This window comes from Mucilaginibacter flavus (assembly GCF_030409315.1).
GTDB classification, from domain to species: domain Bacteria; phylum Bacteroidota; class Bacteroidia; order Sphingobacteriales; family Sphingobacteriaceae; genus Mucilaginibacter; species Mucilaginibacter flavus.
The window spans coordinates 82,235-105,086 of record NZ_JAUFPS010000034.1; the positions used below are offsets into that span (position 1 = coordinate 82,235).

23 protein-coding genes are annotated in these 22,852 nt (G+C 43.5%); 8 read left to right on the forward strand and 15 right to left on the reverse strand.

Features of this window, described 5'->3' with window-relative positions:
- Nucleotides 1-124: 124 nt before the first annotated feature.
- From feoB to gcvH, 5 genes are all read right to left on the reverse strand, one after another.
- Entirely contained in the window at nt 125-2,239 is a 2,115-nt protein-coding gene (gene feoB / locus QWZ17_RS15725) for a ferrous iron transport protein B (protein WP_290306212.1), read from the reverse strand.
- 11 nt (nt 2,240-2,250) lie between these two features.
- Nucleotides 2,251-2,466 carry a FeoA family protein gene (locus QWZ17_RS15730; protein ID WP_290306213.1) on the reverse strand — a complete coding sequence of 72 codons (216 nt, stop codon included), beginning with the start codon at nt 2,464-2,466 and terminating at the stop codon, nt 2,251-2,253.
- Between the two features lie 201 nt (nt 2,467-2,667).
- Nucleotides 2,668-2,838 carry a hypothetical protein gene (locus QWZ17_RS15735; RefSeq protein ID WP_290306214.1) on the reverse strand — a complete coding sequence of 57 codons (171 nt, stop codon included), beginning with the start codon at nt 2,836-2,838 and terminating at the stop codon, nt 2,668-2,670.
- A complete protein-coding gene (locus QWZ17_RS15740) occupies nt 2,825-3,220 on the reverse strand; it encodes a VanZ family protein (RefSeq protein ID WP_290306215.1) in 396 nt (131 codons plus the stop codon). Before QWZ17_RS15740 ends, QWZ17_RS15735 begins: the two co-directional genes overlap by 14 nt.
- Nucleotides 3,220-3,600, reverse strand: a complete 381-nt coding sequence (gcvH, locus tag QWZ17_RS15745; protein ID WP_290306216.1) for a glycine cleavage system protein GcvH — start codon at nt 3,598-3,600, stop codon at nt 3,220-3,222. The genes QWZ17_RS15740 and gcvH overlap by 1 nt, the downstream gene beginning before the upstream one ends.
- Before the next feature lie 236 nt (nt 3,601-3,836).
- Between gcvH and QWZ17_RS15750 the strand changes: the two genes are divergently transcribed.
- Together QWZ17_RS15750 and QWZ17_RS15755 are read left to right on the forward strand one after the other, a co-directional pair.
- Nucleotides 3,837-4,409 (forward strand): RNA polymerase sigma factor, encoded by a 573-nt coding sequence (locus tag QWZ17_RS15750; protein ID WP_290306217.1) that lies wholly within the window; start codon nt 3,837-3,839, stop codon nt 4,407-4,409.
- The gene (locus tag QWZ17_RS15755) at nt 4,399-5,781 is read left to right on the forward strand and encodes a carboxypeptidase-like regulatory domain-containing protein (RefSeq protein WP_290306218.1); all 1,383 of its coding nucleotides are present in this window, start codon (nt 4,399-4,401) and stop codon (nt 5,779-5,781) included. Before QWZ17_RS15750 ends, QWZ17_RS15755 begins: the two co-directional genes overlap by 11 nt.
- Here the strand turns inward: QWZ17_RS15755 and QWZ17_RS15760 are convergent, their stop codons facing one another.
- The 10 genes from QWZ17_RS15760 to QWZ17_RS15805 all read right to left on the reverse strand — a co-directional run bounded on the left by QWZ17_RS15760 (nt 5,782) and on the right by QWZ17_RS15805 (nt 14,389).
- Nucleotides 5,782-6,096: a low molecular weight protein tyrosine phosphatase family protein gene (locus QWZ17_RS15760; protein ID WP_290306219.1), complete on the reverse strand. Its 315-nt coding sequence runs from the start codon at nt 6,094-6,096 to the stop codon at nt 5,782-5,784.
- Nucleotides 6,097-6,105: 9 nt separating this feature from the next.
- Nucleotides 6,106-6,984 (reverse strand): hypothetical protein, encoded by an 879-nt coding sequence (locus tag QWZ17_RS15765; RefSeq protein WP_290306220.1) that lies wholly within the window; start codon nt 6,982-6,984, stop codon nt 6,106-6,108.
- A gap of 9 nt (nt 6,985-6,993) precedes the next feature.
- Nucleotides 6,994-7,659 (reverse strand): hypothetical protein, encoded by a 666-nt coding sequence (locus tag QWZ17_RS15770; RefSeq protein WP_290306221.1) that lies wholly within the window; start codon nt 7,657-7,659, stop codon nt 6,994-6,996.
- 27 nt (nt 7,660-7,686) lie between these two features.
- Complete coding sequence (locus QWZ17_RS15775; RefSeq protein ID WP_290306222.1) at nt 7,687-8,193, reverse strand: DUF4440 domain-containing protein; 507 nt, start codon at nt 8,191-8,193, stop codon at nt 7,687-7,689.
- 88 nt (nt 8,194-8,281) lie between these two features.
- Nucleotides 8,282-9,589: an amidohydrolase gene (locus QWZ17_RS15780; protein WP_290306223.1), complete on the reverse strand. Its 1,308-nt coding sequence runs from the start codon at nt 9,587-9,589 to the stop codon at nt 8,282-8,284.
- A 107-nt stretch (nt 9,590-9,696) separates the two neighbouring features.
- Nucleotides 9,697-10,158: an FKBP-type peptidyl-prolyl cis-trans isomerase gene (locus tag QWZ17_RS15785; RefSeq protein WP_290306224.1), complete on the reverse strand. Its 462-nt coding sequence runs from the start codon at nt 10,156-10,158 to the stop codon at nt 9,697-9,699.
- Nucleotides 10,159-10,252: 94 nt separating this feature from the next.
- A complete protein-coding gene (locus QWZ17_RS15790; protein WP_290306225.1) occupies nt 10,253-10,732 on the reverse strand; it encodes an FKBP-type peptidyl-prolyl cis-trans isomerase in 480 nt (159 codons plus the stop codon).
- 145 nt (nt 10,733-10,877) lie between these two features.
- Entirely contained in the window at nt 10,878-11,357 is a 480-nt protein-coding gene (locus QWZ17_RS15795; RefSeq protein ID WP_290306226.1) for an FKBP-type peptidyl-prolyl cis-trans isomerase, read from the reverse strand.
- Between the two features lie 68 nt (nt 11,358-11,425).
- Nucleotides 11,426-13,171, reverse strand: a complete 1,746-nt coding sequence (gene aspS / locus QWZ17_RS15800) for an aspartate--tRNA ligase (RefSeq protein ID WP_290306228.1) — start codon at nt 13,169-13,171, stop codon at nt 11,426-11,428.
- A 159-nt stretch (nt 13,172-13,330) separates the two neighbouring features.
- A complete protein-coding gene (locus QWZ17_RS15805) occupies nt 13,331-14,389 on the reverse strand; it encodes an acyltransferase family protein (RefSeq protein ID WP_290306229.1) in 1,059 nt (352 codons plus the stop codon).
- Nucleotides 14,390-14,799: 410 nt separating this feature from the next.
- On the opposite strand from QWZ17_RS15805, the gene QWZ17_RS15810 reads away from it, so the two are divergent.
- The 6 genes from QWZ17_RS15810 (at nt 14,800) to QWZ17_RS15835 (ending at nt 22,760) form a co-directional block, all read left to right on the forward strand.
- The gene (locus tag QWZ17_RS15810) at nt 14,800-17,253 is read left to right on the forward strand and encodes a TonB-dependent receptor (RefSeq protein WP_353959502.1); all 2,454 of its coding nucleotides are present in this window, start codon (nt 14,800-14,802) and stop codon (nt 17,251-17,253) included.
- Nucleotides 17,254-17,343: 90 nt separating this feature from the next.
- The gene (gene pnuC, locus QWZ17_RS15815; RefSeq protein WP_290306230.1) at nt 17,344-17,976 is read left to right on the forward strand and encodes a nicotinamide riboside transporter PnuC; all 633 of its coding nucleotides are present in this window, start codon (nt 17,344-17,346) and stop codon (nt 17,974-17,976) included.
- 78 nt (nt 17,977-18,054) lie between these two features.
- Entirely contained in the window at nt 18,055-19,152 is a 1,098-nt protein-coding gene (locus QWZ17_RS15820; RefSeq protein ID WP_290306231.1) for an acyl-CoA dehydrogenase family protein, read from the forward strand.
- A gap of 205 nt (nt 19,153-19,357) precedes the next feature.
- Nucleotides 19,358-21,034: an alkaline phosphatase PafA gene (gene pafA, locus QWZ17_RS15825; protein ID WP_290306233.1), complete on the forward strand. Its 1,677-nt coding sequence runs from the start codon at nt 19,358-19,360 to the stop codon at nt 21,032-21,034.
- A 90-nt stretch (nt 21,035-21,124) separates the two neighbouring features.
- On the forward strand, nt 21,125-21,748 hold the full coding sequence (locus QWZ17_RS15830) for a thiamine phosphate synthase (protein ID WP_290306234.1): 624 nt from the start codon (nt 21,125-21,127) through the stop codon (nt 21,746-21,748).
- A gap of 160 nt (nt 21,749-21,908) precedes the next feature.
- On the forward strand, nt 21,909-22,760 hold the full coding sequence (locus QWZ17_RS15835; protein WP_290306235.1) for a DoxX-related protein: 852 nt from the start codon (nt 21,909-21,911) through the stop codon (nt 22,758-22,760).
- The last annotated feature ends 92 nt before the right edge of the window (nt 22,761-22,852 follow it).

The window sequence follows — 22,852 nt, forward strand, 5'->3', positions numbered from 1 at the left end:
ATAGCCGGAAGTGAGTTATATAACTAATTGGATTCGCTCAAACCAGGCATACCATGAACCATGATCTATCAACCATGAACCATCAATCTTGATACTTACTACTTGCTACTTACTACTAAAATCGCTACTTCAGCAAATGATAAACAATAAAACTTGCCGTATAGGCCAATACCGTCATGTAAGCGAACTGGGCTGCCGGCCAGCGCCAGTTTTTGGTTTCGCGGTATACTACGGCCACGGTGCTGGCGCACTGCATGGCAAAGGCGTAAAACATCATGAGCGAGAAAGCCACTGCCAGCGTAAACACCGGCTGGCCCGTATCGGGGTTTTTGGCTTCGTGCATTTTTTCCTGTACCGATTGTAGCTTATCCGCATCGCCCTCTACACTGTAAATAGTAGCCATGGTGCCCACAAATACCTCGCGGGCAGCAAATGAACTTATAAGTGCTATACCTATCTTCCAATCAAAGCCCAACGGTTTAATTACGGGTTCAATTACGTGGCCAAATACACCGGCGTAAGAGTTTTCTAATTTTTCTGAAGCGATAACCTTGGTGAGGCTATCGGGTGTCATGGTTTTGGCGTATTGAGGCTGGCTGAATGTTTTATCAATCTGGGCAAACTTATCGCCGGGTCCGTATGATTTAAGTACCCATAAAATAATGGATACCGCAACAATCACTTTACCTGCCTGTAAAACAAAGGTTTTTGAACGATCGTACATGGTAAAGGCAACGTTTTTCCACCTTGGCATACGATATACTGGTAACTCCATAATGAAGTAACCACGCTCGCGGGCTTTTAAAATGAATTTCATTACAAAGGCCACCAAAACTGCCGATACAATGCTGAGCAGGTACATGGCCGTAAGCGCGAGGCCTTGCAGATTAAACACCCACCAAACGTTTTTATTAGGTACTACCAAGGCTATTAGCAGGGTATAAACCGGCAAACGGGCCGAGCAGGCTACCAATGGCGTAACCATAATGGTGATCATCCTATCTTTCCAGTTTTCGATGGTACGGGTACTCATGATGGATGGTACCGCGCAGGCAAAACCGCCAATAAGCGGCACTACAGATTTGCCGTTAAGGCCAACCTTGCGCATCACCTTATCCATCATAAACGTAACGCGCGACATGTAGCCGGTATCTTCTAAAATGGACAGCAGCGCGAAGAGAATGGCTATTTGAGGTACAAATACCAACACCCCGCTTAAACCGGCCAAGATACCATCAACCAATAAACTCACCAGCGGACCGGCAGGCAAAGCTTTGCTAAGCGCGGCCTGCAGCCAGGCAAATAAATCGCCAATAAGCTCCATGGGGTAGGCCGACCAAGAGAAAATAGCCTGGAAAATAAACAACAGGATGGCAAAAAATATCGCGAAGCCAAATACTTTGTGGGTAAGTATCTTATCTATTTTATTGCTTACAGTTTCGTCGTGTGCCGTTTCGGGCTTTTTAACTGTATCGTACAGCAGGTCGTTTATAAAATTGTAGCGAGCTATGGTTTCTGTGGCCTGCGCTTTTTGCGAGTGGAAAGCGTGCTCTTTTTCCAACTCTTCTATGCGGTCGCTTTCCTGTGTCGATAAAAAATCGAGGGTTTCATGCTGATGCGCCAACTGCAGGGCAAAGTAAGGGTTATCTACCTTGTATTCTTCCCTAATTTGCGCAATCAGTTGTGGAGCAATAGCATCTACATCAATAGTATCCTGCTGTAAGGCAACTTTATTGGCGTAAGTGATAGCGCTTTTCAGTTCGTCTATCCCTTTTATTTTACGGGCTGAAATGGGCACAACCGGCACACCCAGTTTTTGAGCAAAAAGGTTAACATCAATAGTAATACCCGCTTTTTCGGATACGTCTATCATGTTGAGGGCCACCACAACCGGAATTTTAAGATCGGCTATCTGGGTATATAGCAGCAGGTTGCGTTTAAGATTTGACGCGTCAAGGATCACCACAATCAAATCGGGCACCATGCCTTTGGCTTTATCTGCCAATACCGAAAATACAATGGATTCGTCTTTGCTTTTGGGATAAACGCTGTAGGTGCCGGGCAGGTCAATAATTTCGGCGGTACGCCCATCAGGCAACTGGCAAAAACCCGTTTTTTTGTCAACAGTAACCCCGGGAAAATTTCCTATTTTTTGATTAAGACCGGTTAGTATATTAAAAAGAGTTGATTTACCGGTGTTTGGATTTCCTACAAGTGCAACTCTGATATCGGCTTTCAAGACTTACAAAACTACTGCAAAACTATAGTGGAGGCTTCAAACTTACGCAGGCTTAACTGGTAGCCAGAAACGTGAATGGCGATAGGATCGCCCAATGGTGCCACGCGCGAAATTCTAACTTCCTCGCCGGGTAAGCAACCCATTTCCATCAACTTTACCGACATTTCAAGGTCGGTAAATTCCTTTACTATTCCTGTTTCGCCTACTTCAAGTTGTGAAAGTGTCATCGTATAATTTTAACCTCAGCAAATGTAAGCTTATTTATATTAAATCCAAATAAAGCGGTGGTTTAGATGTGCAAATTTCAGATGTGCAAATGTGCAGATGATGAAAAATGATTTAAAGATGAATCTCTGAATCAGAATTTACAGGATTTAAGAATTAGCAGAATAATAAAATCACTTGAAATCTGCATATCTGCAAACTCATTAACTCATCATCTGCGCATTTGAAATCTGCATATCTGCACATCCTTTATTCCCTGCACCTTTGGTTACCCCAAACGTTGGGCAGCCGCAGCCTTTGTGAAAAATGCCGCAGGAAGAAAAGCTTAAGAGTATAACCGCTCCTGCCAGGATTAAAAATTTACTTTTTTTCATTACCAATTGCGCCAATTGTAAACATTACACCAAAAATCCCCATACAGGTGCCCAAGGCATCGCAGAACAGGTCATTCCAATCTGCATCACGCCAGGTAAATACCTTTAGCTGTAGTATTTCAATTAAGCCGCCATAAAAAATAGCTGCTATGGTTACTATAGCCAGCTGTTTATACGGAAAAGACGATGGCCTTTGTTGCCTTATAAAACCATTGCAACAAAAAACCGTAAGGGTAAAAAACAAGCCTGTGTGCGTAAGCTTATCAAACCCGGCAAAAAACATGGGGGACTCGCTTTCTGCTTTCAGGTCAACGGCGCAGATAATTAAAATAAATAAGGCCCACAAAATTGCGGGCCAGTAATATTTAAAAGTCGCTTTCATTAAGCGCCAACAACAGATTTATAGTCATCTGCGGATAATAAGCCGTCAATTTGTGACAAATCGGCAATGCTGATTTTCACCATCCAGCCTTCGCCGTAAGGATCGGAGTTTACCAGGTCGGGCGCGTTGTTCAAAGCCGCGTTAATTTCGGTTACTGTACCGGTAACCGGCATAAACAGGTCTGACACTGTCTTCACAGCCTCAACCGTACCAAAAACCTCGTCTTGGGCAACTTCTTTCCCTAAGGATGCAATATCTATGTAAACGATATCACCCAGCTCGCCTTGTGCAAATTCGGTAATGCCGATGGTAGCTTCATTGCCTTCAACTTTTATCCACTCGTGGTCTTTGGTGTATTTTAATTCAGCGGGAAAATTCATGTCAGTAAATTTAATGTGCTCAAAAATAATAAAACTTTAGGCTATCGCAATAATTAAAGATTTATTGAATGAACAATACCTTTTGTTGAAAAAACAGCTATCCTGTAAACTTCGATTTTTATTCATAAACAGCTAAATATAAGTAATAAACACGCCCATACTATTGATTTTAATATTGTGTTATTAACGGTTAATTTCCATAAACCGTTAAAAAACACTTATTTTGTAGTCTTTTAATGACCAATTTTATTAAACCAGGCAAAACAGGCACATCAACAGATGAAGAACTGCTTAGCACATACCGCAAAAACGGCGATGTAGCAGCTTTAGGGGCACTATACGAAAGATATATGCCACTGGTTTATGGCGTTTGTTTAAAATACCTGAAAGATGAAGACCTGGCCAAAGACGCGGTGATGGGTGTTTTTGAAGAACTGGTAGAAAAAGTTAAAAAGCACGATATCAGCATATTCAGAAATTGGCTGTATGTGCTTGGGCGCAACTATTGCTTAATGCAGTTAAGGGCAGGCAAAAAACTAACTGTGGTTAATTTAGATGATGTTGTGGAATTTACCCCGCTTTTGCATCATGAAGATAATAACCGCGAAGAGGCCTACGCAGCCTTAGAAAAATGCGTTGATAAACTGGCCGGCGCGCAAAAACAAAGCATCGACTTGTTTTATTTAAAAGAGAAGTGTTACAAGGAAATAGCCGATATAACCGGCTTTACCCTTAACGAAGTAAAAAGTTATATACAAAACGGCAAACGTAACCTTAAAATTTGCCTGGAGAAGAGCAGTGGAAACTAAAAAAGCCGACATATTGCAGATCAGGAAGTACCTTAACGGGGAACTTGATGCCAAAGCTATGCACCGGCTTGAACGTGAAGCGCTCGATGATCCTTTTTTGATGGACGCGCTGGAAGGCTTTGAAACCGTGCCAACAAACCAGCAAGCTAACCTTGCAGATTTAAGCAGCCGTTTACAGCAACGTGTTGAGCCACCACAAAAGGGCCGCGTAATTGCCTGGCGAACATGGGTAGTAGCGGCATCTGTACTTTTGGTATTAACTATAGGCGGTTTGTGGTTAAAGAAAGCCGCTCCTGTTCAGGAAAACAAACAGCTGGCACTTAATAAAGATAACGCGGTTGTTATCCCCGCCACACCCGATAATACCAAAGTTGAACTGAAGGATACGGGAGTTGCAAAACCACCGATAGCCCCTTCTGCTGCTTTATTAGCTAATAATACCCCCAAACATTTTGTAGTTAAACAGGCAGATAAATCTGTATATCAGCAGGAAATTTCGGCAAGCGATAATAAGAATGCCGAAGCGGTTAATGCCGATGAACTCAAAAAAATGGCTCAGTCGCCCCAACCTGCTGCGGAGTACAAGTCAGAAAATTCGGCATTAAGCGAGATCGTAGCCTTAAACTATAATGATAAAAAAGCCGATACCCTGGCTATGCTGGCTAAAAAAGCACGGGAAAAAGCGGCGGCACCGCTGGAGTCAAAACTACAGGGTAAAGTGGAGGGCTTGACAACGATAACCTCGCGCGAATCAAACTCCGGTTATAGTTATAACAGCATCTCGGGCATTATCAGGGCCAAAGATGACGGAGCGCCGGTAATTGGAGCGGCCATCAGGATGCAGGGCACCAACAAAAGTACGGTTACCGATGCTAATGGCTATTTTGCCATGCCCGCTACTGCCGGCAAAAAAGCCACTTTAGAAATAGCTTCCATCGGCTATCAGCCCAAACAAATAAGCGCCAAAAGCGGCGACAGCTTAAAGGTAGAACTTAACCCCAATGGCGCGCTTAACGAGGTTGTGGCTGTTGGTTATGGCAGCAAAAAAAATAGTGAGGATGAACCTGCTTCCATCGTATCGGCACACCCGCAGGGCGGCATGAGCACGCTCAAAAAATACCTGCAAACCAACGCGGTATTGCCCGATGGCGACGTAGCCGGCACCGTAAGCGTTACCTTTACTGTTGCAAACGATGGTTCGCTAAGCGATTTCAAAATCAAGAAAAGCCTTAGCCCCGTAGCCGATCAAAAAGCTATCGACCTGATTAAAGCCGGCCCTACCTGGGTAGCCAACAGCAACGGCAATGCAGAACAGGTTACCGTGAAAGTAAAGTTTTTTAATAGAGTCAAGAATCAAGACGGAAGCCTTTGATTATAAATACTCGCTCAATAAATTTCTGAGTATTTCGATCAACTCCGGGTCATTAAACTGATAGTTGTCTTCAATATCAAGCACCACCAGCTTTTTACCGCTTAATCTAAAGCGTTGCTTTAGTATTTCTTTGTGGCGGCGTTCCATTACCAATATAACATCGGCTTTATCAATCATCTTTTGATTTACGCGGATGCGGGCTTTATCACTTGTACCTGCCGAATAAGCATTATGTTCGGGATGATCTTTAAACAATAACTCGGCCGTGAGGCTGCGCCATTGGTTTTTACTACAGATGAAAAGGAGATTGGCCAAATGAGGTTATTATTGTTTAGGGTGCCTTTTAGCCTGATCATCGGCAATTCTTTTCCAGGCTTCCATTGTTAATACAACAAGGTCGTTCTTTTTACAATCCCATATAGAAATATAGTTTTTTGACATGATGTAGTATTGATTCCAGGTAGTAAATTTTTCATATAACATCAGCGTGCAAATATCTGTCGCTGTTATAAAATCGCCTGTGGTTGGTAAATGTGAGTGCATTCCGGCCACCTCCCGTTTGGTGCTATCCTGAATACTGTTGTTATCTTGGGTGTTTTTATAATAAGCCGTTATAATATTTTTATGCAGCCGGTTTATTGTTGTTATTTGGTATTTATCATCAAGGTTTACCAAGTAATCGTTTCCAAAAACCACTACCCCATTAACGCCTGGTCCGGTTAGTATATACACCTTTTTTTCCCCATTGGTAATTATGGGTATCGGGTTAAGCCTGGTATTTTTGTAATACTTAAAAATGGTATCGGTTCCCATTCGTTTGATTACGGCTGCCCTCATGGTAAACAGTTCTTTTTCGGCCTTAGTGAAGGTTCTTTTTGTGGTATCCAACGTATAATTCTCCGGCACAAAATCCTTTCCGAAGGAGGTAGTTCCAAGTACAAATGGATCATCGCCTTTAGAATAAAAAACATTGTTTAGACCTGTAGGGGTATCGTATGAAAGATAGCCACCAATTAATTCACGCTTATTTGCGCATTTAGCCAAAAAAATATCTGTCCCAAACCAGGATGCAAACTCTGATCGATACAGGGCCTTACCTTCGTTAACAATGCTATCTGTTATTCTTTGCGTATCTTTTTGCTGAGCAAAAGCATGGAATACAAAAAGCATCGCCAATAATAAAACAACAATTCCTTTGTTCATGCTCGTTTTTTAATTGCCTGTAAACACCTGCGAAATCCTGTAAACTACCACCAGCACCGTAACAGCTATGGCAATGTATAAAATCCATTTCCCTTGCTGCCTGTCACTTTCATTGTATGCGTATACCCGCTCGCCGTTGGGTAGTGTTTTTTTGAAGGTAACCAGGTACCAGCCTATAAATATACCCAAAGCACCACCCAGCAGGGCAAAAACGTATCCTACAATTATCCACCCGTTTTGCGGCGGCTCAGGCGTTTTTAGTGCCTTCAGGCGTTCGGCTTTAAGATCGGTCAGGATTTTTTCATTGATGTTAACGCCGCGTTCGGTTAATATTTTGCGGGCAAGCTGGTAATCAAAAGGGCTCCACTCATCGGCCTTAGCCAGCACCTCAATAAGCTCAGCATCGGTAAAATTAAATAAGTAATGATCTTTATCTGCATTGGTAGCATTCTCCAATTCGCTTTCGTTCAACAGGTTGGTTACGCGTTCAAAATCATCGGCTTTTATTTTTACTGAATATTGTTTAGTTAAATCATTATTCCTGAAACCGGGATCAAAAGAATGATCGCTTTGCTCTGTTACGTAAGCAATGCCATTGGCATCCAACACTTCGGTTAGGGCATTGGCCAGGGCAACGTCATCAAACCGTTTAAACAAAATAAATTCGGGTTCCATAAAGGAGTTTTAGGTTAGGTTAGTATATCAGAGGGCATTTTTGGGTACCCAGGCCTGGCTTTTAATGAGCCATTTGCCGCTTACATACCTAAAAACAAAGGAAAAAGCTCCCTCCTCATTAAAAGGATCGCCGTTAATGGTACCGGTATATTCAACAGGGACCACCAGGTAGGCTACCTCTTCTGTTTGCTGAAAGATTTTGATCTTTTTTACACTCACAAAAAAGTCCCTTATCTTAAAATCTTTAACGGCTTTTTGTACCGAGTTTACCCACTGCACACCGGCCAGTTGCCCATTCCAGGAGTATGGTTCCTGCTCATCTGTCACCACGGCATTGGGGGCATACATATCGGTAACCTTGTCAATATCAAAAGTATAAGATGCTTTTAAAACGGTATTGATGGTTTGTAAAACTTCGGGCTTTACTTTTTTTACAGTATCCTCAACACTTAAACCTGCCGCAACAGCTTTTTGCCCGGTTATAAACATTAATAACAAGCCCATGCATATCACAGTTAACGTACCCTTCCTCATGATATTCAATTATTGTATCTCATTTTATTGGCCATTGCGGTTATAAAGTTAAGCATCAATATGGTATTATACCAATAACAGCGATGTCTTATTTTCCTTTACTATTCATGTAATCAAGCGTTAAATTGCATAGCGCCTTTACGCCCAATGTAAAACCACTTTCATCAATATAAAAATCGGGCGTGTGATGCGATGGCGCTTTAAGTGGGTCGGCCCCTTTTGGCATGCCGCCTAAAAAGATAAATAGTCCAGGCACTTTTTCTTGGTAAAAGCTAAAATCTTCGGCACCGGTAACTGGTGGTTTAAGCAACACATTGGCTGCGCCCGCAGTTTGCTGCAAAGTGGGCAACATTTTTTGTGTTAGCTCGGGATTATTAAAAGTTACCGGGTAATGGCTGCTGTATGGAATTTTCACTTCGGCAATCGCTCCCTGTGCTTCTGCGGTTTTTGTGGCTATCTGGGTAACGCGCTCAATCAACAGCTTTTCATCGGCAGCGGTAAAAGCACGTAGTGTACCCAGCATTTCTACCTTTTCGGGGATGATGTTTGAGCGGTTGCCTCCTTTTATAGAACCGATAGTAACCACTGCCGGGTTTTCGGTTACATTTACGTTGCGGCTTACTATAGTTTGCAGATTGTTAATGATCTCGGCCGATACCACAACAGGGTCAACGCTCGACCATGGGTACGCGCCATGTGCAGATCGTCCTTTTACAATAATCTGCATATCATTAACACCGGCCATTGTTCCACCCGGGCGGTAGGTTATTTTACCAACTTCGGTTTGTGAATTAATGTGCAGGCCAAATACTACGTCGACCTTGGGGTTTTCAAGCACGCCTTCCTTCACCATCTCTTCAGCGCCGCCTTTCTGTCCTGGCTCTACCCCCTCTTCCGCCGGTTGAAATATAAACTTCACAGTACCATGCAATTCGCTTTTCATTGACGAAAGCACCTGGGCCACTCCCATCAGGATAGCCATGTGCGAATCATGCCCGCAGGCGTGCATTACACCTACTTCCTGCCCGTTATACGTGGTTTTTACTTTTGATGCAAAAGGCACATCGGTTCGCTCAACCACGGGCAAGCCGTCCATATCTGCACGCAGGGCCACCACCGGGCCGGGCTTCCCTCCTTTTAAAATACCCACCACACCGGTTGTAGCAATACCGGTTTGTACCTCAATCCCTAACGACTGTAAATGTTTGGCTATAATGCCCGATGTACGCACCTCATGGTTGCCCAGCTCGGGATGTTCATGAAAATCGCGTCGCCAGGCTATAACCTGGTTTTGCAGGGCATCGGCCTTACTGCTTACCTGCGCTTTTTGTGCCGAATTTTGCGCGAATGCCGGTATCGAAAAAAATAAAAAAACGGGGAGTAGGTGTGTTTTCATCCAGGGGCGTTTTTGAACAGTTAATATAAGCACAATACTTTGAAATAAAGCACCATACTTATTTTAAACAGCCCAAAGCCGAATGCAAAAGGCTAAAAGCCCTTTAATTACTTAACCGCGATAACATCGATGTCAAAAACCAAGATGGAATTTGCAGGTATTGGGCCGAGATTGGCAGAACCATAACCCAAAGCTGATGGCGCTATCAATAATATACTGCCCCCCGCCTTCACACGCGGAATACCTATTTGCCATGCCCTGACCAAATTGGATAGCGGACTGGAGAAACCATTGGCGGCATCAAATGGCGGGCCGCTAATAAGCTTACCCTTGTAATTTACAGTAACTGTTGAGTTTTCGGTTGCGTATGCACCTGTGCCTTCTTTTGTTACCTGGTAATATAAACCCGATGAATCCTTAACTGCTTTGATCAAAGGGTTGTTGGACAGAAAAATCGTGATGAGCGAGTCGTCCGTACGGGCTTGTTTTATAGCATCAACAGGCGGCGCTGTTTTGCAGGATGCCAAACCAATAATTGTAATAAATATTATCAGTAATAAATTCTTCATCTTTCCTTTAAATCTCAGCTGCTAAAACTACAGAAATATAGCCATAAAAAAGCCCGGAATGTTTATCCCGGGCACGATATTCTAAGCTTGGAATTTACGCCCCGGGGGCTGCAGTATTGATATTAAACACCAATACAGAGTTGGCCGGGATTGTGCTTGTGCCAGATGTACCATATCCATAAATTGATGGAATGAACATCAATACCTTTGAGCCTGTAGGCACATGGGGTAATACAATTTGCCATCCATAAATTAAAGTTCCTAATACGGCGCTAAAATCATTATTGGTTTCAAACGAAGTTCCGTTAAGTAAACTGCCTGTATAGCTCACATGAATAGTAGAACTTAGGGTAGGATACGGGCCCGTACCCTGGCTGGTAATTTGATAATAACAACCCAAGGTATCCTTAACGTTTGTTATTTCGGGATGAGCCGTTAAATAAGCCTGAATGGCGGCGTCATCGGTTTTAGCTTGTTGTATAGCGTTTGATATTTCCGGGTCTGTTGATTTTGTGCACGACCAGAATGAGCAAACTGCTAAAGGAAGTAAAATTAAAAATATAATTTTTTTCATTTCTTATAAGTCAGTGTTAACGTTAATAAATCAACCACACTAATTACAAACCGATGGATTGATCATCGGTTTGTGGTTGGTGATATAAATATACCGAAGCATAAGGTTTAAACACTCATAACGGTTTGCACCCGGCGGTGTATGGTTAATTAGTTACGCCATTCAGGTTAACCGAAAATATCAGCACCGAATTAGGAGGGATAACACCAGCCTGGGCATTACCATAAGCATAACGTGAAGGTGTAAGAATAAGCATTTGCCCGCCAACTTTAAGATGGGGCACAGCAACCTGCCATGCCGGAATCAATAAATTTAAGCGGTATACTAAATTCGTGCTCGAATCAAAGATAGTTCCATTGGTTAATTTACCAGTATAAGCGGCAGTTATAGTGCTTGTTAAAACAGGTGCACTTCCTGTGCCGGCGGTAATTACCTGGTAGTATACACCAGTGGTATCTTTTACAGCATGAATTTCGGTATGCGCCGCAAGATACGATTGTATTGTGGCATCGTCAAGAGCTGCTTGTTTTACAGCGTCGAAAGGGACTATATTATCATTGTTTGACTTGATACAAGATGATAACATAGCGAAGGGTAGTAATAGCAGCAGTAGCGTTTTTTTCATTTTTTATACGATCAGGTTACCCCAATACGCTCAAAAATTCTTCAACGCTACAGCTGCCAACAACTTATTTATACGGTTGTTTTTATTTTAAGCTCATTCATCTGAGTATCAGCGATGGTTGATGGCGAATCAATCATCACATCGCGGCCCGAATTATTTTTAGGGAAGGCTATCACGTCGCGGATAGAATCTAAACCTGCAAATATTGATACCAGCCTGTCAAACCCAAGCGCTAAACCACCGTGCGGCGGCGCGCCATATTCAAAGGCATCCATTAAAAAGCCAAACTGTTTTTGTGCTTCCTCTGGCGAAAACCCAAGATGCTTAAACATTAACGATTGTGTAGCTCGATCATGGATACGGATAGAACCGCCGCCAACTTCGGTACCATTCATTACCAGATCATACGCGTTGGCGCGTACCGCTCCCGGGTTGGTATCCAGCATATCAATATCCTCGGGTTTAGGCGAGGTGAACGGGTGGTGCATAGCATGGTAACGGTTTGTTTCTTCGTCCCACTCCAGCAAAGGAAAATCCAATACCCAAAGCGGCGCGAATTTATTTTTATCGCGCAGGCCTAAACGATTGCCCATTTCTAAACGCAGTTCGTTCAGTTGCTTGCGTACTTTATCTGTCTGACCGGCAAGTACCAACATGATATCGCCTTTTTCGGCGTTGAAAGCAGCCGCCCAGTTGGTCAGCTCGTCTTCGCTGTAAAATTTATCTACCGATGATTTTAAAGTGCCATCCTCGTTATAACGGCAATAAATCATACCGGTAACGCCAATTTGCGGGCGTTTTAACCATTCGGTTAGCTCATCTAATTGCTTGCGGGTATAGCTTGCACAGCCTTTGGCGTTAATACCAACTACCAGTTCGGCATTATCAAAAACGCCAAAACCTTTGCCTTTAACAATATCGTTCAGCTCAACAAACTCCATCCCAAACCTGATGTCGGGTTTATCAGAACCGTACAGGCGCATGGCATCGGCATATTGCATCCGTGGGAAATCGCCCAGGTCAATCCCTTTTACAGTAGTGAACAAGTGGCGGGTTAAGCCTTCAAATATGTTTAATATATCCTCCTGGGTGATAAAAGAAAGCTCGCAATCTATCTGTGTAAACTCCGGCTGACGATCGGCACGTAAATCCTCATCCCTAAAACATTTTACAATCTGGAAATAACGATCAAATCCGCTCACCATCAGCAATTGCTTAAAGGTTTGCGGCGATTGCGGCAGGGCGTAAAACTCGCCGGGGTTCATGCGGCTTGGTACCACAAAATCGCGGGCGCCTTCTGGGGTCGATTTGATGAGTACCGGAGTTTCAACCTCAATAAAATCCAAATCGCTTAAGTACCTGCGAATTTCCTGTGCCATTTTATGGCGTAAAACCAGGTTGTTGCGGATGGGCGCACGGCGCAAATCAAGGTAACGGTATTTAGCCCTAAGCTCTTCGCCGCCATCGGTTTCATCCTCAATCATAAACGGCGGAATTTTAGCCGCGTTCAGGATCTCGATATCTTCTACAATAATTTCAATTTCACCGGTTGGTATTTTGGTGTTTTTGCTGGTACGCTCAACTACTTTACCGCTAACTTTTATCACAAACTCGCGCCCAAGCTCACGGCTTTTTTCGCGAATCAGCGCATCGGTATCGGTATTAAAAACCAACTGTGTTAAACCATAACGATCGCGAACATCAATAAATGTGGTACCGCCCAAATCGCGCGATTTTTGTACCCATCCGCATAAAGTAACAGATTGGCCTAAATTGCTGATATTTAATTCGCCGCAGGTGTGAGTTCTAAGCATAACAATGTTTTATAAAAGTTTGCAAAAGTACATTTTTGAGGCGAAAGCAGAAAGGTAAAAGCAGAAAGGTGATAAATACGATGGGATTAATATTAATTTATTTTTTCAGATGATTTGATAAACAGCCCCTATTAAAATTGAACAACCAGTAAAAACTCATCAATCCGCTTTAAATAAGGTTATTGTTTTGAGCTTCAATATAGGCTTTTCCATAAAATGCCAGGATAACGCTGCCACAGGCAACACCATAGCATAGGATACAAAGAAATTACTAAAGGGGTTTAACAACGCAAACTTTTGCACCACCAATTGCTGAATAGGCATTGCGTAAATGTACAGGCCATATGACAGATCGCCTATTTTATGAAAGTTTTTTATCTGGAACTTGGGATGATAGGCAAAAGTTAAAATACAGTACATCAGCACCACATCAAATGCTATTTCTATAAATTTAAACCTGAAATGAAAAAGCAATAAAAAGGCGATAGCCATACCTACAAAAACAGGGACACTCAACACTATTTTACTTCTTAAAAAATAACAGGTCATACCTAAAAAGAACAGTATTGTCCAGGAAACTATATACACATTATTTCCCTGTAGCCAATCAACACCCCAAACAAAAGCCAGCACCGCTATTGCTAAAGGCACTATGGTAATTAAAGTTTTAACGCCCTTTTTTACCATGAGCAATACAGCACCCAAAAACAATACACCTATATACATCATCAATTCGCCGGGCAAAGTCCATACAGGAGAATTTACATTATTGGGAATAGGGTTTGATATAAAAACGCCTGGTAGGGTATTAGGATAATTGTGCAGGATAGTTAACCGCCACACAAAACTATACAAAGCCCCATTGTTAAGATATTGACGCAGGGGCAAAACAGTACATATTGGTCCGATAACAAATGTACAAAATACCGAAGCCATAAGTAAACCGGGAAATATGCGTAATACCCTTGCCCAAACAAAGCCGGTTAACGTAGGCTGCCTCATTACACTTTTGGTTATCAGGAAACCGCTTATGGCAAAAAACACTTTAACACCTAATGAGCCAAAATTAACTATACCACATAATTTACCCAGAGGCTCAATAGATAAGTTACCTGTAAGCCAATAAGAGTGCGAAAAGATAACCATGCTTGCTGCAATAAAACGGATTAGATCAAAATTGTTATTACGCCCCGAATCCAGTTGTTGTAAATTATTCATTATAGAAACAAAGCTATAAATTATATCAACATCAGGCGCTTGTTACCCCCGCCAATATCCCTTATAACGGCCTGGCCAGCCCCGGGTTGCAGGCATCCAACTAAAAAACTATCTTTGCGGCATAATTTTCTCAAGGGGTGCCTTGCTTTGGTGTAATCATAAACAAACCACAATTTGTTTTTACCAAACTGAAAGACAGGCTGAGATTAAACCCAGGGCTTCAAAGTCAAAATTCAAAAGTTAAAATTCAAAAGTCGCTTGTCGACCCAGAACTTAAAACTGAGAACTCAAAACGGAGGAAGCCCGCACCTGATCCGGATAATGCCGGCGTAGGGAGAGGTAACAAGTTAAGTGTACTGCCATTGTACCCTGATGAGCAGGTGGTTTAACTAATTTTAGTTTTACAAATTTTGAAAAATGTATTCGCGGCGATCTTCGCCCTGCTGCTGCCTGTTATGGCATCGGCCCAACTTTCTATTTCTGGAAAGGTAACCAACACATCCGGCGAAGCACTGCCCGGCGCTACCATCACTGTTTTAAATCCATCATTGAGTGTTGTTGCCGATGCTAATGGCAAGTACGCATTTACCAACCTTAAACCGGGTAGCTACACGCTTCAAGCCAGTTATGTTGGCTATCAAACCATCAATAAAAGCATTGTTTTGGGTGCTAACACCATAGTCGATCTATCGTTAAACAATGGAACGTTTACCGCCGAGGAAGTTACAGTTAGCGCAACCCGAGCAGTTAAAAATTCACCTACGGCCTTTACTAACCTTAGCAAAAAAGATTTAGCCAAAAATAACTTCGGCCAGGATCTGCCCTACCTGTTAAGCTTAACCCCATCTGTAGTGACCACATCAGATGCCGGCGCTGGCATTGGCTATACGGGTATCCGCATCCGTGGGTCTGACGCGACAAGGGTTAACGTTACCATTAACGGCATCCCGTTAAACGATGCGGAAAGCCAGGGATCTTATTTTATAGATCTGCCGGATCTGGCTTCCTCCGTCGATAATATCCAGGTTCAGCGTGGCGTGGGCACCTCAACCAACGGCGCGGGCGCATTTGGCGGTAGCATCAATATTCAAACAACTACCCGCCGGGATACAGCGTATACCGAAATCAATACATCCGCAGGCTCATACGGTTCTATTAAAAACACGGTTAATGCCGGTACTGGCTTATTAGGAGGGCATTTTAGTTTAGATGGCCGATTGTCGCGCATTCATTCCAACGGCTATATTGACAGGGCATCATCTGATCTTAAATCGCTTTACCTTAGTGCTGCCTGGTACACTAAAAACAGCACGATAAGGGCTAACGTCATATCGGGCCATGAGCGTACTTACCAGGCCTGGAACGGTATTGCCGATTATGTTATTGGCGATAATACACGCAGTGACAACCGCACCTATAATGAATTGGGCCTGATGAGCAATGGCTCATTTTATAAAGACCAAACCGATAACTACCTGCAAAACCATTACCAGTTACTTTACGATCAAAAGATAAGCGATAAGCTTTCTTTTAGCGGTGCGCTGCACTACACCAAAGGCAGCGGTTATTATGAAGAATACCGCAATGCCGATAATGTGGCCAACTATGGCCTAAAGCCGGTTATTATTGGTGCCGATACCATCAAAGCCACCGATTTGGTGCGCAGGCTTTGGTTAGATAATAAATTTTACGGCGTTACCTATGCCTTAAAATATCAGCCCCAAACTAATTTGAACATGACATTGGGCGGCGCGTACAACCAATATGAAGGGGCGCATTTTGGCGATGTTATATACACAAAAGAAAGCGCCGGCATAGGCCCCAATTATGAGTACTACCGCGATAACGCCAAAAAGAACGACTTTAATATTTTTTACCGGGCCGAATGGCACATTAACAAAGTATTACTTTATGCCGATGCCCAGTACCGCCATATTTACTATTCGTTTTATGGTATTGATAAAAACCTGAACAATGCCCAGCAAAGCGCCGAACTTAACTTTTTTAACCCTAAAGCCGGCATCACCTACCAGCTTACCGAGCATAGTAACATTTACGCCTCTTTCGCGGTGGGTAACCATGAACCCAACCGTGACGACTATGTAGATTCGCCGCCGCAAAACAGGCCAAAATCCGAAAACCTGAAAGATTTTGAGGCTGGCTACCGTACCGTTGGTAAAATATTTAGCGGGGGTATTAACGGGTTTTACATGCTGTACAAAAACCAGCTGGTGTTAACCGGCTCATTGAATGATGTAGGATCGGCAGTGCGCACCAATGTGAAAGACAGCTATCGCGCCGGCATTGAGCTTGATGGCAAAGCGAGGTTAGCCAGTTGGGTTAATTGGGGACTAACAGCAACGTTAAGTACCAACAAAATCAAAAACTACAGCCAGTTTTTCTCTAATTATGATAATGGAAGCTTAGTAGGCGAAACCTTCAAAACTACAACCATCGCCTATTCGCCGTCGCTTACCGCGGCAAGCATTATCAGTTTTATTCCGTTTAAAGGGGCCGAGTTTGCTTTTATCAGCAAATACATCAGCAAGCAATACCTGGATAATACCATGAATCAAAATCCGGCTGGTTTTAGCATTGCGCCCGATAATTTGAGTAACCCTTACGCGACCAACCGTTACCTCAAAGGCTATTTTACCAGCGATGTAAGGCTGCGCTATGACTTTAGCATACGTTCGGTAAAAAATATTGGATTGGGCTTGCAGGTGAACAACATTTTCAGCAAAAAGTATGAGGCTAACGGCGCTACCTATCCCGATATTGAAGGTGGGCATGTTGTAAACTATAACTACTTTTTCCCGCAGGCACCGCGCAACTTTATGGCATCATTGAGTTTGAACTTTTAATGCACATGAATGGGGCGAATTTGGGCGAATTTCACGAATTAATACATGACAAATTAATGAGGGTGTTTACAGTAAACAAACGATACGCTAATGCATAATCTGATCTCACTTTTTATAGAACAGATAAAGGAAACCACCTGGGTGCAATGGCTTGCCGTTGTACTGGGTGTTGCCGAAGTGTTACTGGCACGGGTAAACAATATATGGCTTTACCCGGCCGGCATTTTAGGCACAGCTATAGCTATTTATTTGCTGTTGGATGTTGGCCTTTATGCCGAATCTATTTTGAACGGTTATTACGTGGTGATGAGCATCTACGGTTGGATCTATTGGATAAAAAAGAAGAACGAACCACCTGTAAAAATTAGCTGGCAAACTAAAAACGAATGGATCATTAGCATCACCATATCTGTTGTGGGCTGGGTATTTTTTTATATGCTGCTTAAAAATCTGCCGGCTAAATATTTTACACCATCAAACGTGCCGGTTTGGGATGCCCTCATCTCCTCGACAGCCTGGGCGGGCATGTGGCTATTGGCTCGCCGTAAAATAGAAAACTGGGTGTTTTTAAACATATCAAACCTGTTTGCCATCCCCATCCTGTTTTACAAACACCTGCCCATGTTTGCCCTGCTTACCATATTTTTATTTATCATCGCCTTTTTTGGATACTTCGATTGGGTGAAGAGAGTCAAGAATCAAGAGTCAGGAATCAAGACGTAATTTGCGAAAGCTTTTTATCCTTTGTCTTTTGTCCAAAAGTCCTTTATCCAATAGTCCTACAGTCCCAAAAATCCAACAATGTCTAATAGCCATCCCTTACAACTGCTAAAACCCGAATGGGTAAAAACCATCCGCGATACAGCTGCCGAAGCGGAGCAATTAGGTGCTTTGCACCCCGATCAGTTAGCGTTGGTTTATGAACAAGGCTGGTTTAAATTCCTGGTGCCGCAGGCTTACTCTGGCTTGCAATTGGCTTTGCCCGATATGGTAAGGTTAGAAGAAAGCCTGGCCTGGGCAAACGGTAGTTTGGGTTGGGTGGTAACGCTTTGCAGCGGGGCCGGCTGGTTTGGCGGGTTTTTGTCGCCGGGCATTGCAAACCAATTGCTAAACAACACTCATTTATGTTTAGCAGGCAGCGGGGCTTCTACCGGCACGGCAACTATTACCGATGGTGGCTACATCATTAACGGTACCTGGAAATATGCCAGCGGCGCACACCATGCAACCCACATCACGGCCAATTGCATTATTAAAAACGGGAACGAAACCGTTTTAAATGCCGACGGTACCGAGCTGATCCTCCCCTTTATTTTTGAAAAAAAGGATGTGCAGGTTTTTCCGGCCTGGAAATACATCGGTATGGTGGCAACCGGCAGCGACGCTTATAAGGTAACCAACCTTTTCGTGGAGGCCGACCGCTGTTTTAAAATTGACCCTGAGTTTACTGTTGTAGATGAACCATTATACCGATACCCGTTTTTACAATTAGCCGAGGCTACACTCGCGGCCAATATCTCGGGCATGGCTGTTCACTTCCTTGATCTGTGCGCCAGCATCTTTGAAGAAAAACAATTAGCTAAACGATTTAGCGCCGATCAAAAAAAGTTTACTAAACAATTATTGGCAGATGCTAAACATTTGCTAAACCAAACCCGCGAAGATTTTTACCAAGCCGTTGATGCCTCGTGGCAAAGTGGTTTAACGCAGCCTGCAGGGCATCTGCATGAAGTAAGCCAAACCAGCCGCAACCTTGCCAAAACCGCCCGCGAATGTGTTGACCGGCTATACCCCTACTGCGGCCTGCAAGCCGCAAGCCCCGATACCGAGATTAACCAGGTGTGGCGGGATTTGCATACCGCGAGCCAGCATGCGTTGCTTACGTTTAGCCTCACCTAAATCCTCTCCAAAGGAGAGGACTTTAAAAAGCAGGTGGAATTAGGTTGCTCCTTTGGCGTAAATCAAAAGCCCTCTCCTTTGGAGAGGGTTGGGTGAGGCTTCCTTTGGAGAGGATTTAGGTGAGGCCGTCTGTAACAATACCCTATAACTTAACACAAAGTTCACACAGCAATTGTGATATTTGGCCATTCAAAATCGTCATAAAATGAAGTTTAAATATCTGCTGCTTGTTTCCTTATCATTGGTAACCATATCGGTATCGGCACAAAATAAAAAAACTGTTGCCCCGGCTGCCTCGTCTTCTGTGCCCCGCCCCAAATTGGTGGTTGGTTTGGTGGTTGATCAAATGCGCTGGGATTACCTGTACCGTTATTATGACCGTTACCAAAGCGGCGGTTTTAAACGCATGCTCAACGAAGGTTTTACCTGCGATAATACCAATATTGATTACATCCCCACTGTAACCGCCGCCGGGCATACTTGTATCTATACCGGCTCTATCCCTGCCCTTCATGGCATTGTTGGAAACGATTTTATCATCCAGGCTACCGGCAAATCTATTTATTGTACAGATGATAGCACGGTAACCGCGGTGGGCAGTACTTCAAAAGCCGGCCAGATGTCGCCACGCAATTTGCAGGTTACTACGGTTACTGATGAACTAAAACTGGCCACTAACTTCCGTTCAAAAGTGATCGGCATCGCCTTGAAAGACCGCGGCGGAATTTTACCCGCCGGTCATACAGCAAACGCGGCCTACTGGTTTGATGATGCCAGCGGTAACTGGATCACCAGCACTTATTACATGAACGATTTACCTGCATGGGTTAAAAAATTCAACGATCAAAAGATTCCAGAAAAATATCTGAAACAGGATTGGAATACACTTTACCCAATAAACACTTACCTGCAAAGCGCACCGGATAACAGCCCAAGGTATGAGGGTAAATTTGCCGGTATGGAAGCGCCAACCTTCCCCATCAAAACATCAGAATTGTATAAAGGCAAAATGGGATTAATCCGCTCAACACCGTACGGCAACTCCATGACGCTTGACTTGGCCAAAGCCGCCGTAGAAAGTGAACAATTAGGCAAAAATACCGTTACCGATTTTTTAGCGGTAAGCCTGTCATCAACCGATTATATCGGTCACCAATTTGGACCAAACTCTGTAGAGGTTGAGGATACTTATTTAAGGCTCGACCGCGACATTGCCGCCTTTCTCAACTATCTCGATGCTACTGTTGGCAAAGGCAACTACACTGTATTTTTATCTGCCGATCATGGCGCTGCCCACAACCCAACTTTCCTGAAGGATCACAACATCCCGGCAGGTACCTGGGATGATGGCGGTACCCAAAAAGAGCTGAACACCATGCTGAATGATAAGTTCAAGGTAGATCATTTAGTAATCAGCATGGATAACTACCAGGTAAACCTTAATAATGCCGCTATTAAAAAAGCGGGCATCAGCGAAGATGCTATTAAGGCCGAATGCATTGCTTACCTGCAAAATCAAAGCCAGGTTGCCTATGCTATCGATCTGCAAAAAATTCAAACAGCCAATATTCCTGATGACTTGCGCAGCATGGTCATTAACGGTTACAACGCCGAGCATAGTGGTGTAATCCAAATTATTTTAAAACCAGGTTACTTCACCGGCCATGGTACTAACGACCGCGCGTCAACAGGCACCACACATGGTACCTGGGCACCGTATGACAGCCACATCCCACTGGTATTTATGGGCTGGGGAGTTAAACACGGCAGTCTTAATCGCCAAACGCATATGACAGATATTAGCGCCACCATAGCGGCCCTGTTACACATCCAGGCACCTGATGGTAATGTGGGTAAAGTGATCAGCGAGGTTATAAAGTAGTGAGAAAGTCCGGAAGTCGGAAAGTCCGAAAGATTGTAGTTTTTATTATCTTTCGGACTTCCGGTCTTTACTGACTTCCGGACTAAAATCATGAAAAAATATATCTCCCGGTTTCACTACCTCACGCAGGATCTTCCAGATCGCACTCATATTGAACAGGTTGAAACAGCCTGCAGCGCCGGGGCCAACTGGGTGCAATACCGATGCCTTACTAAGCCCGATGATGAACTAATAGCCGAGATCAGCCAAATTGCCGGCATTTGTGACGACTGGGGCGCTACCCTCATCGTTACCAATCACTATCACCTTATTCATAAGGTTGATGTACAGGGCGTACATATTGAAGATCTTGATGCCGATTTTGCCGCCATCCGTAATTTTATTGGCGAGGATAAAACGCTTGGCGTATCTGCCACAAATTTGACGGGCCTATTAAAACTACAAAATACCGGCGTTGTTGACTATTGCGGTTACGGCCCGTTTGCGCACACCGATACCAAACCAAATGACTTTCCTTTATTAGGCTTTAATGGCTACCGCGAATTAGAAAAAGCGCCTATTGATATACCTGTCATCGCGGTAGGCGGCATACAGCTAAAAGATGTTGAGCAGCTGCTCAAAACCGGCATTTATGGCATAGCGGTTTCATCGGCAATAAATTTATCTCCAAGTCCGGCCAGCATGGTTAAAGAGTTTTACAGATCGATGTATTGATTTTCAAAGCGTTAACAAATGGCGCTACCAATACTTTTTTTCTGAACAAACTGAACGGGAGTTTATAAAGTCCTTATACACAATATTTTCGTTGATTAGAATAATTTAAACTGAATTTGTAAATTGCATATAAATCCAATAACCATTATCCCTAATCTTTATGGAAACCTATAACAAAGTGTGGCGTTTGTTTTTTGCCGTGTCGTTAGTTTCAATCGCGATTTTACAATTCATCTGCACTGGTTTCCGGCCTGTGATTATGCCGCCAGAACCGGCGTTTATTGGGCAAAGCACGTTTTGCATGTGCGTAGCGGGCATTATGCTCATCCTGGTATCTGTAGCCATCATTTTTGGCATCAACTCACACATTGTGGCCGATTACCTTGGCGCTTTTATGCTGTTGATCCTTATCGTTTTCCAAATTCCTTATAACATCAAAACCAATCTGCTTTTCCTGGGCGGATGGGGTGATGCCTTTAAGTTATTGGCTTTTTGCGGCGGGGCGCTGGTGGTGGCCACTTCCTTACCGACCGAAAAAGTGAGCGGCATAGATGCCATTGCCGATAGGCTACGCCCTTATGGCCCCTATTTTTTTGCAACTACCATGATCGTTTTCGGGATAGAACATTTTGTATACCCTTCTTTTGTTGCAACCCTTGTACCCACCTGGGTGGGCTTCCCTTTATTCTGGACTTATTTTGCCGCCATCGCGCTCATTGCCGCCGGTACGGCTATCATGTTTAAAATAAAAGTAAAACTGGCGGCTAATTTATTAGGGATAACCCTGTTTTTATGGCTCATTACGCTGCATATTCCGCGGGCTGTTGCCGCTCAAAAGCAGGATAACCTGAAACGCAGCGCGGCGTTGCTTAAAAACCCTAAAGATGATACCGCCAACGGAACAAAAGTAAGCGAATCTACCGCCAACGAGTGGACCAGCGTTTTTGAGGCTTTGGGCTTTAGCGGCATCGCCTTTTTAATTGCCGGTACCTATAAACCCGGGGGCGAATAATTAATTTGAGAATGAGCTATTTATTGGGCTTAACTACTTTCAAATTCATGTAAAAACATTTTCAAATGTTTAATTTGCCGGGGTTTAAAAGT

What these genes read in the sequence shown, in the direction of transcription:
- QWZ17_RS15765 (WP_290306220.1), bottom strand. Translation starts at nt 6,984, where the DNA reads ATGAACAAAGGAATTGTTGTTTTATTATTGGCGATGCTTTTTGTATTC.
- QWZ17_RS15730 (WP_290306213.1), bottom strand. Translation starts at nt 2,466, where the DNA reads ATGACACTTTCACAACTTGAAGTAGGCGAAACAGGAATAGTAAAGGAA.
- aspS (WP_290306228.1), bottom strand. Translation starts at nt 13,171, where the DNA reads ATGCTTAGAACTCACACCTGCGGCGAATTAAATATCAGCAATTTAGGC.
- QWZ17_RS15835 (WP_290306235.1), top strand. Translation starts at nt 21,909, where the DNA reads ATGGAAACCTATAACAAAGTGTGGCGTTTGTTTTTTGCCGTGTCGTTA.
- gcvH (WP_290306216.1), bottom strand. Translation starts at nt 3,600, where the DNA reads ATGAATTTTCCCGCTGAATTAAAATACACCAAAGACCACGAGTGGATA.
- pafA (WP_290306233.1), top strand. Translation starts at nt 19,358, where the DNA reads ATGAAGTTTAAATATCTGCTGCTTGTTTCCTTATCATTGGTAACCATA.
- QWZ17_RS15785 (WP_290306224.1), bottom strand. Translation starts at nt 10,158, where the DNA reads ATGAAGAATTTATTACTGATAATATTTATTACAATTATTGGTTTGGCA.
- QWZ17_RS15830 (WP_290306234.1), top strand. Translation starts at nt 21,125, where the DNA reads ATGAAAAAATATATCTCCCGGTTTCACTACCTCACGCAGGATCTTCCA.
- QWZ17_RS15735 (WP_290306214.1), bottom strand. Translation starts at nt 2,838, where the DNA reads ATGAAAAAAAGTAAATTTTTAATCCTGGCAGGAGCGGTTATACTCTTA.
- QWZ17_RS15795 (WP_290306226.1), bottom strand. Translation starts at nt 11,357, where the DNA reads ATGAAAAAAACGCTACTGCTGCTATTACTACCCTTCGCTATGTTATCA.
- QWZ17_RS15820 (WP_290306231.1), top strand. Translation starts at nt 18,055, where the DNA reads ATGTCTAATAGCCATCCCTTACAACTGCTAAAACCCGAATGGGTAAAA.
- QWZ17_RS15750 (WP_290306217.1), top strand. Translation starts at nt 3,837, where the DNA reads ATGACCAATTTTATTAAACCAGGCAAAACAGGCACATCAACAGATGAA.
- QWZ17_RS15740 (WP_290306215.1), bottom strand. Translation starts at nt 3,220, where the DNA reads ATGAAAGCGACTTTTAAATATTACTGGCCCGCAATTTTGTGGGCCTTA.
- QWZ17_RS15790 (WP_290306225.1), bottom strand. Translation starts at nt 10,732, where the DNA reads ATGAAAAAAATTATATTTTTAATTTTACTTCCTTTAGCAGTTTGCTCA.
- QWZ17_RS15780 (WP_290306223.1), bottom strand. Translation starts at nt 9,589, where the DNA reads ATGAAAACACACCTACTCCCCGTTTTTTTATTTTTTTCGATACCGGCA.
- pnuC (WP_290306230.1), top strand. Translation starts at nt 17,344, where the DNA reads ATGCATAATCTGATCTCACTTTTTATAGAACAGATAAAGGAAACCACC.
- QWZ17_RS15770 (WP_290306221.1), bottom strand. Translation starts at nt 7,659, where the DNA reads ATGGAACCCGAATTTATTTTGTTTAAACGGTTTGATGACGTTGCCCTG.
- QWZ17_RS15775 (WP_290306222.1), bottom strand. Translation starts at nt 8,193, where the DNA reads ATGAGGAAGGGTACGTTAACTGTGATATGCATGGGCTTGTTATTAATG.
- QWZ17_RS15805 (WP_290306229.1), bottom strand. Translation starts at nt 14,389, where the DNA reads ATGAATAATTTACAACAACTGGATTCGGGGCGTAATAACAATTTTGAT.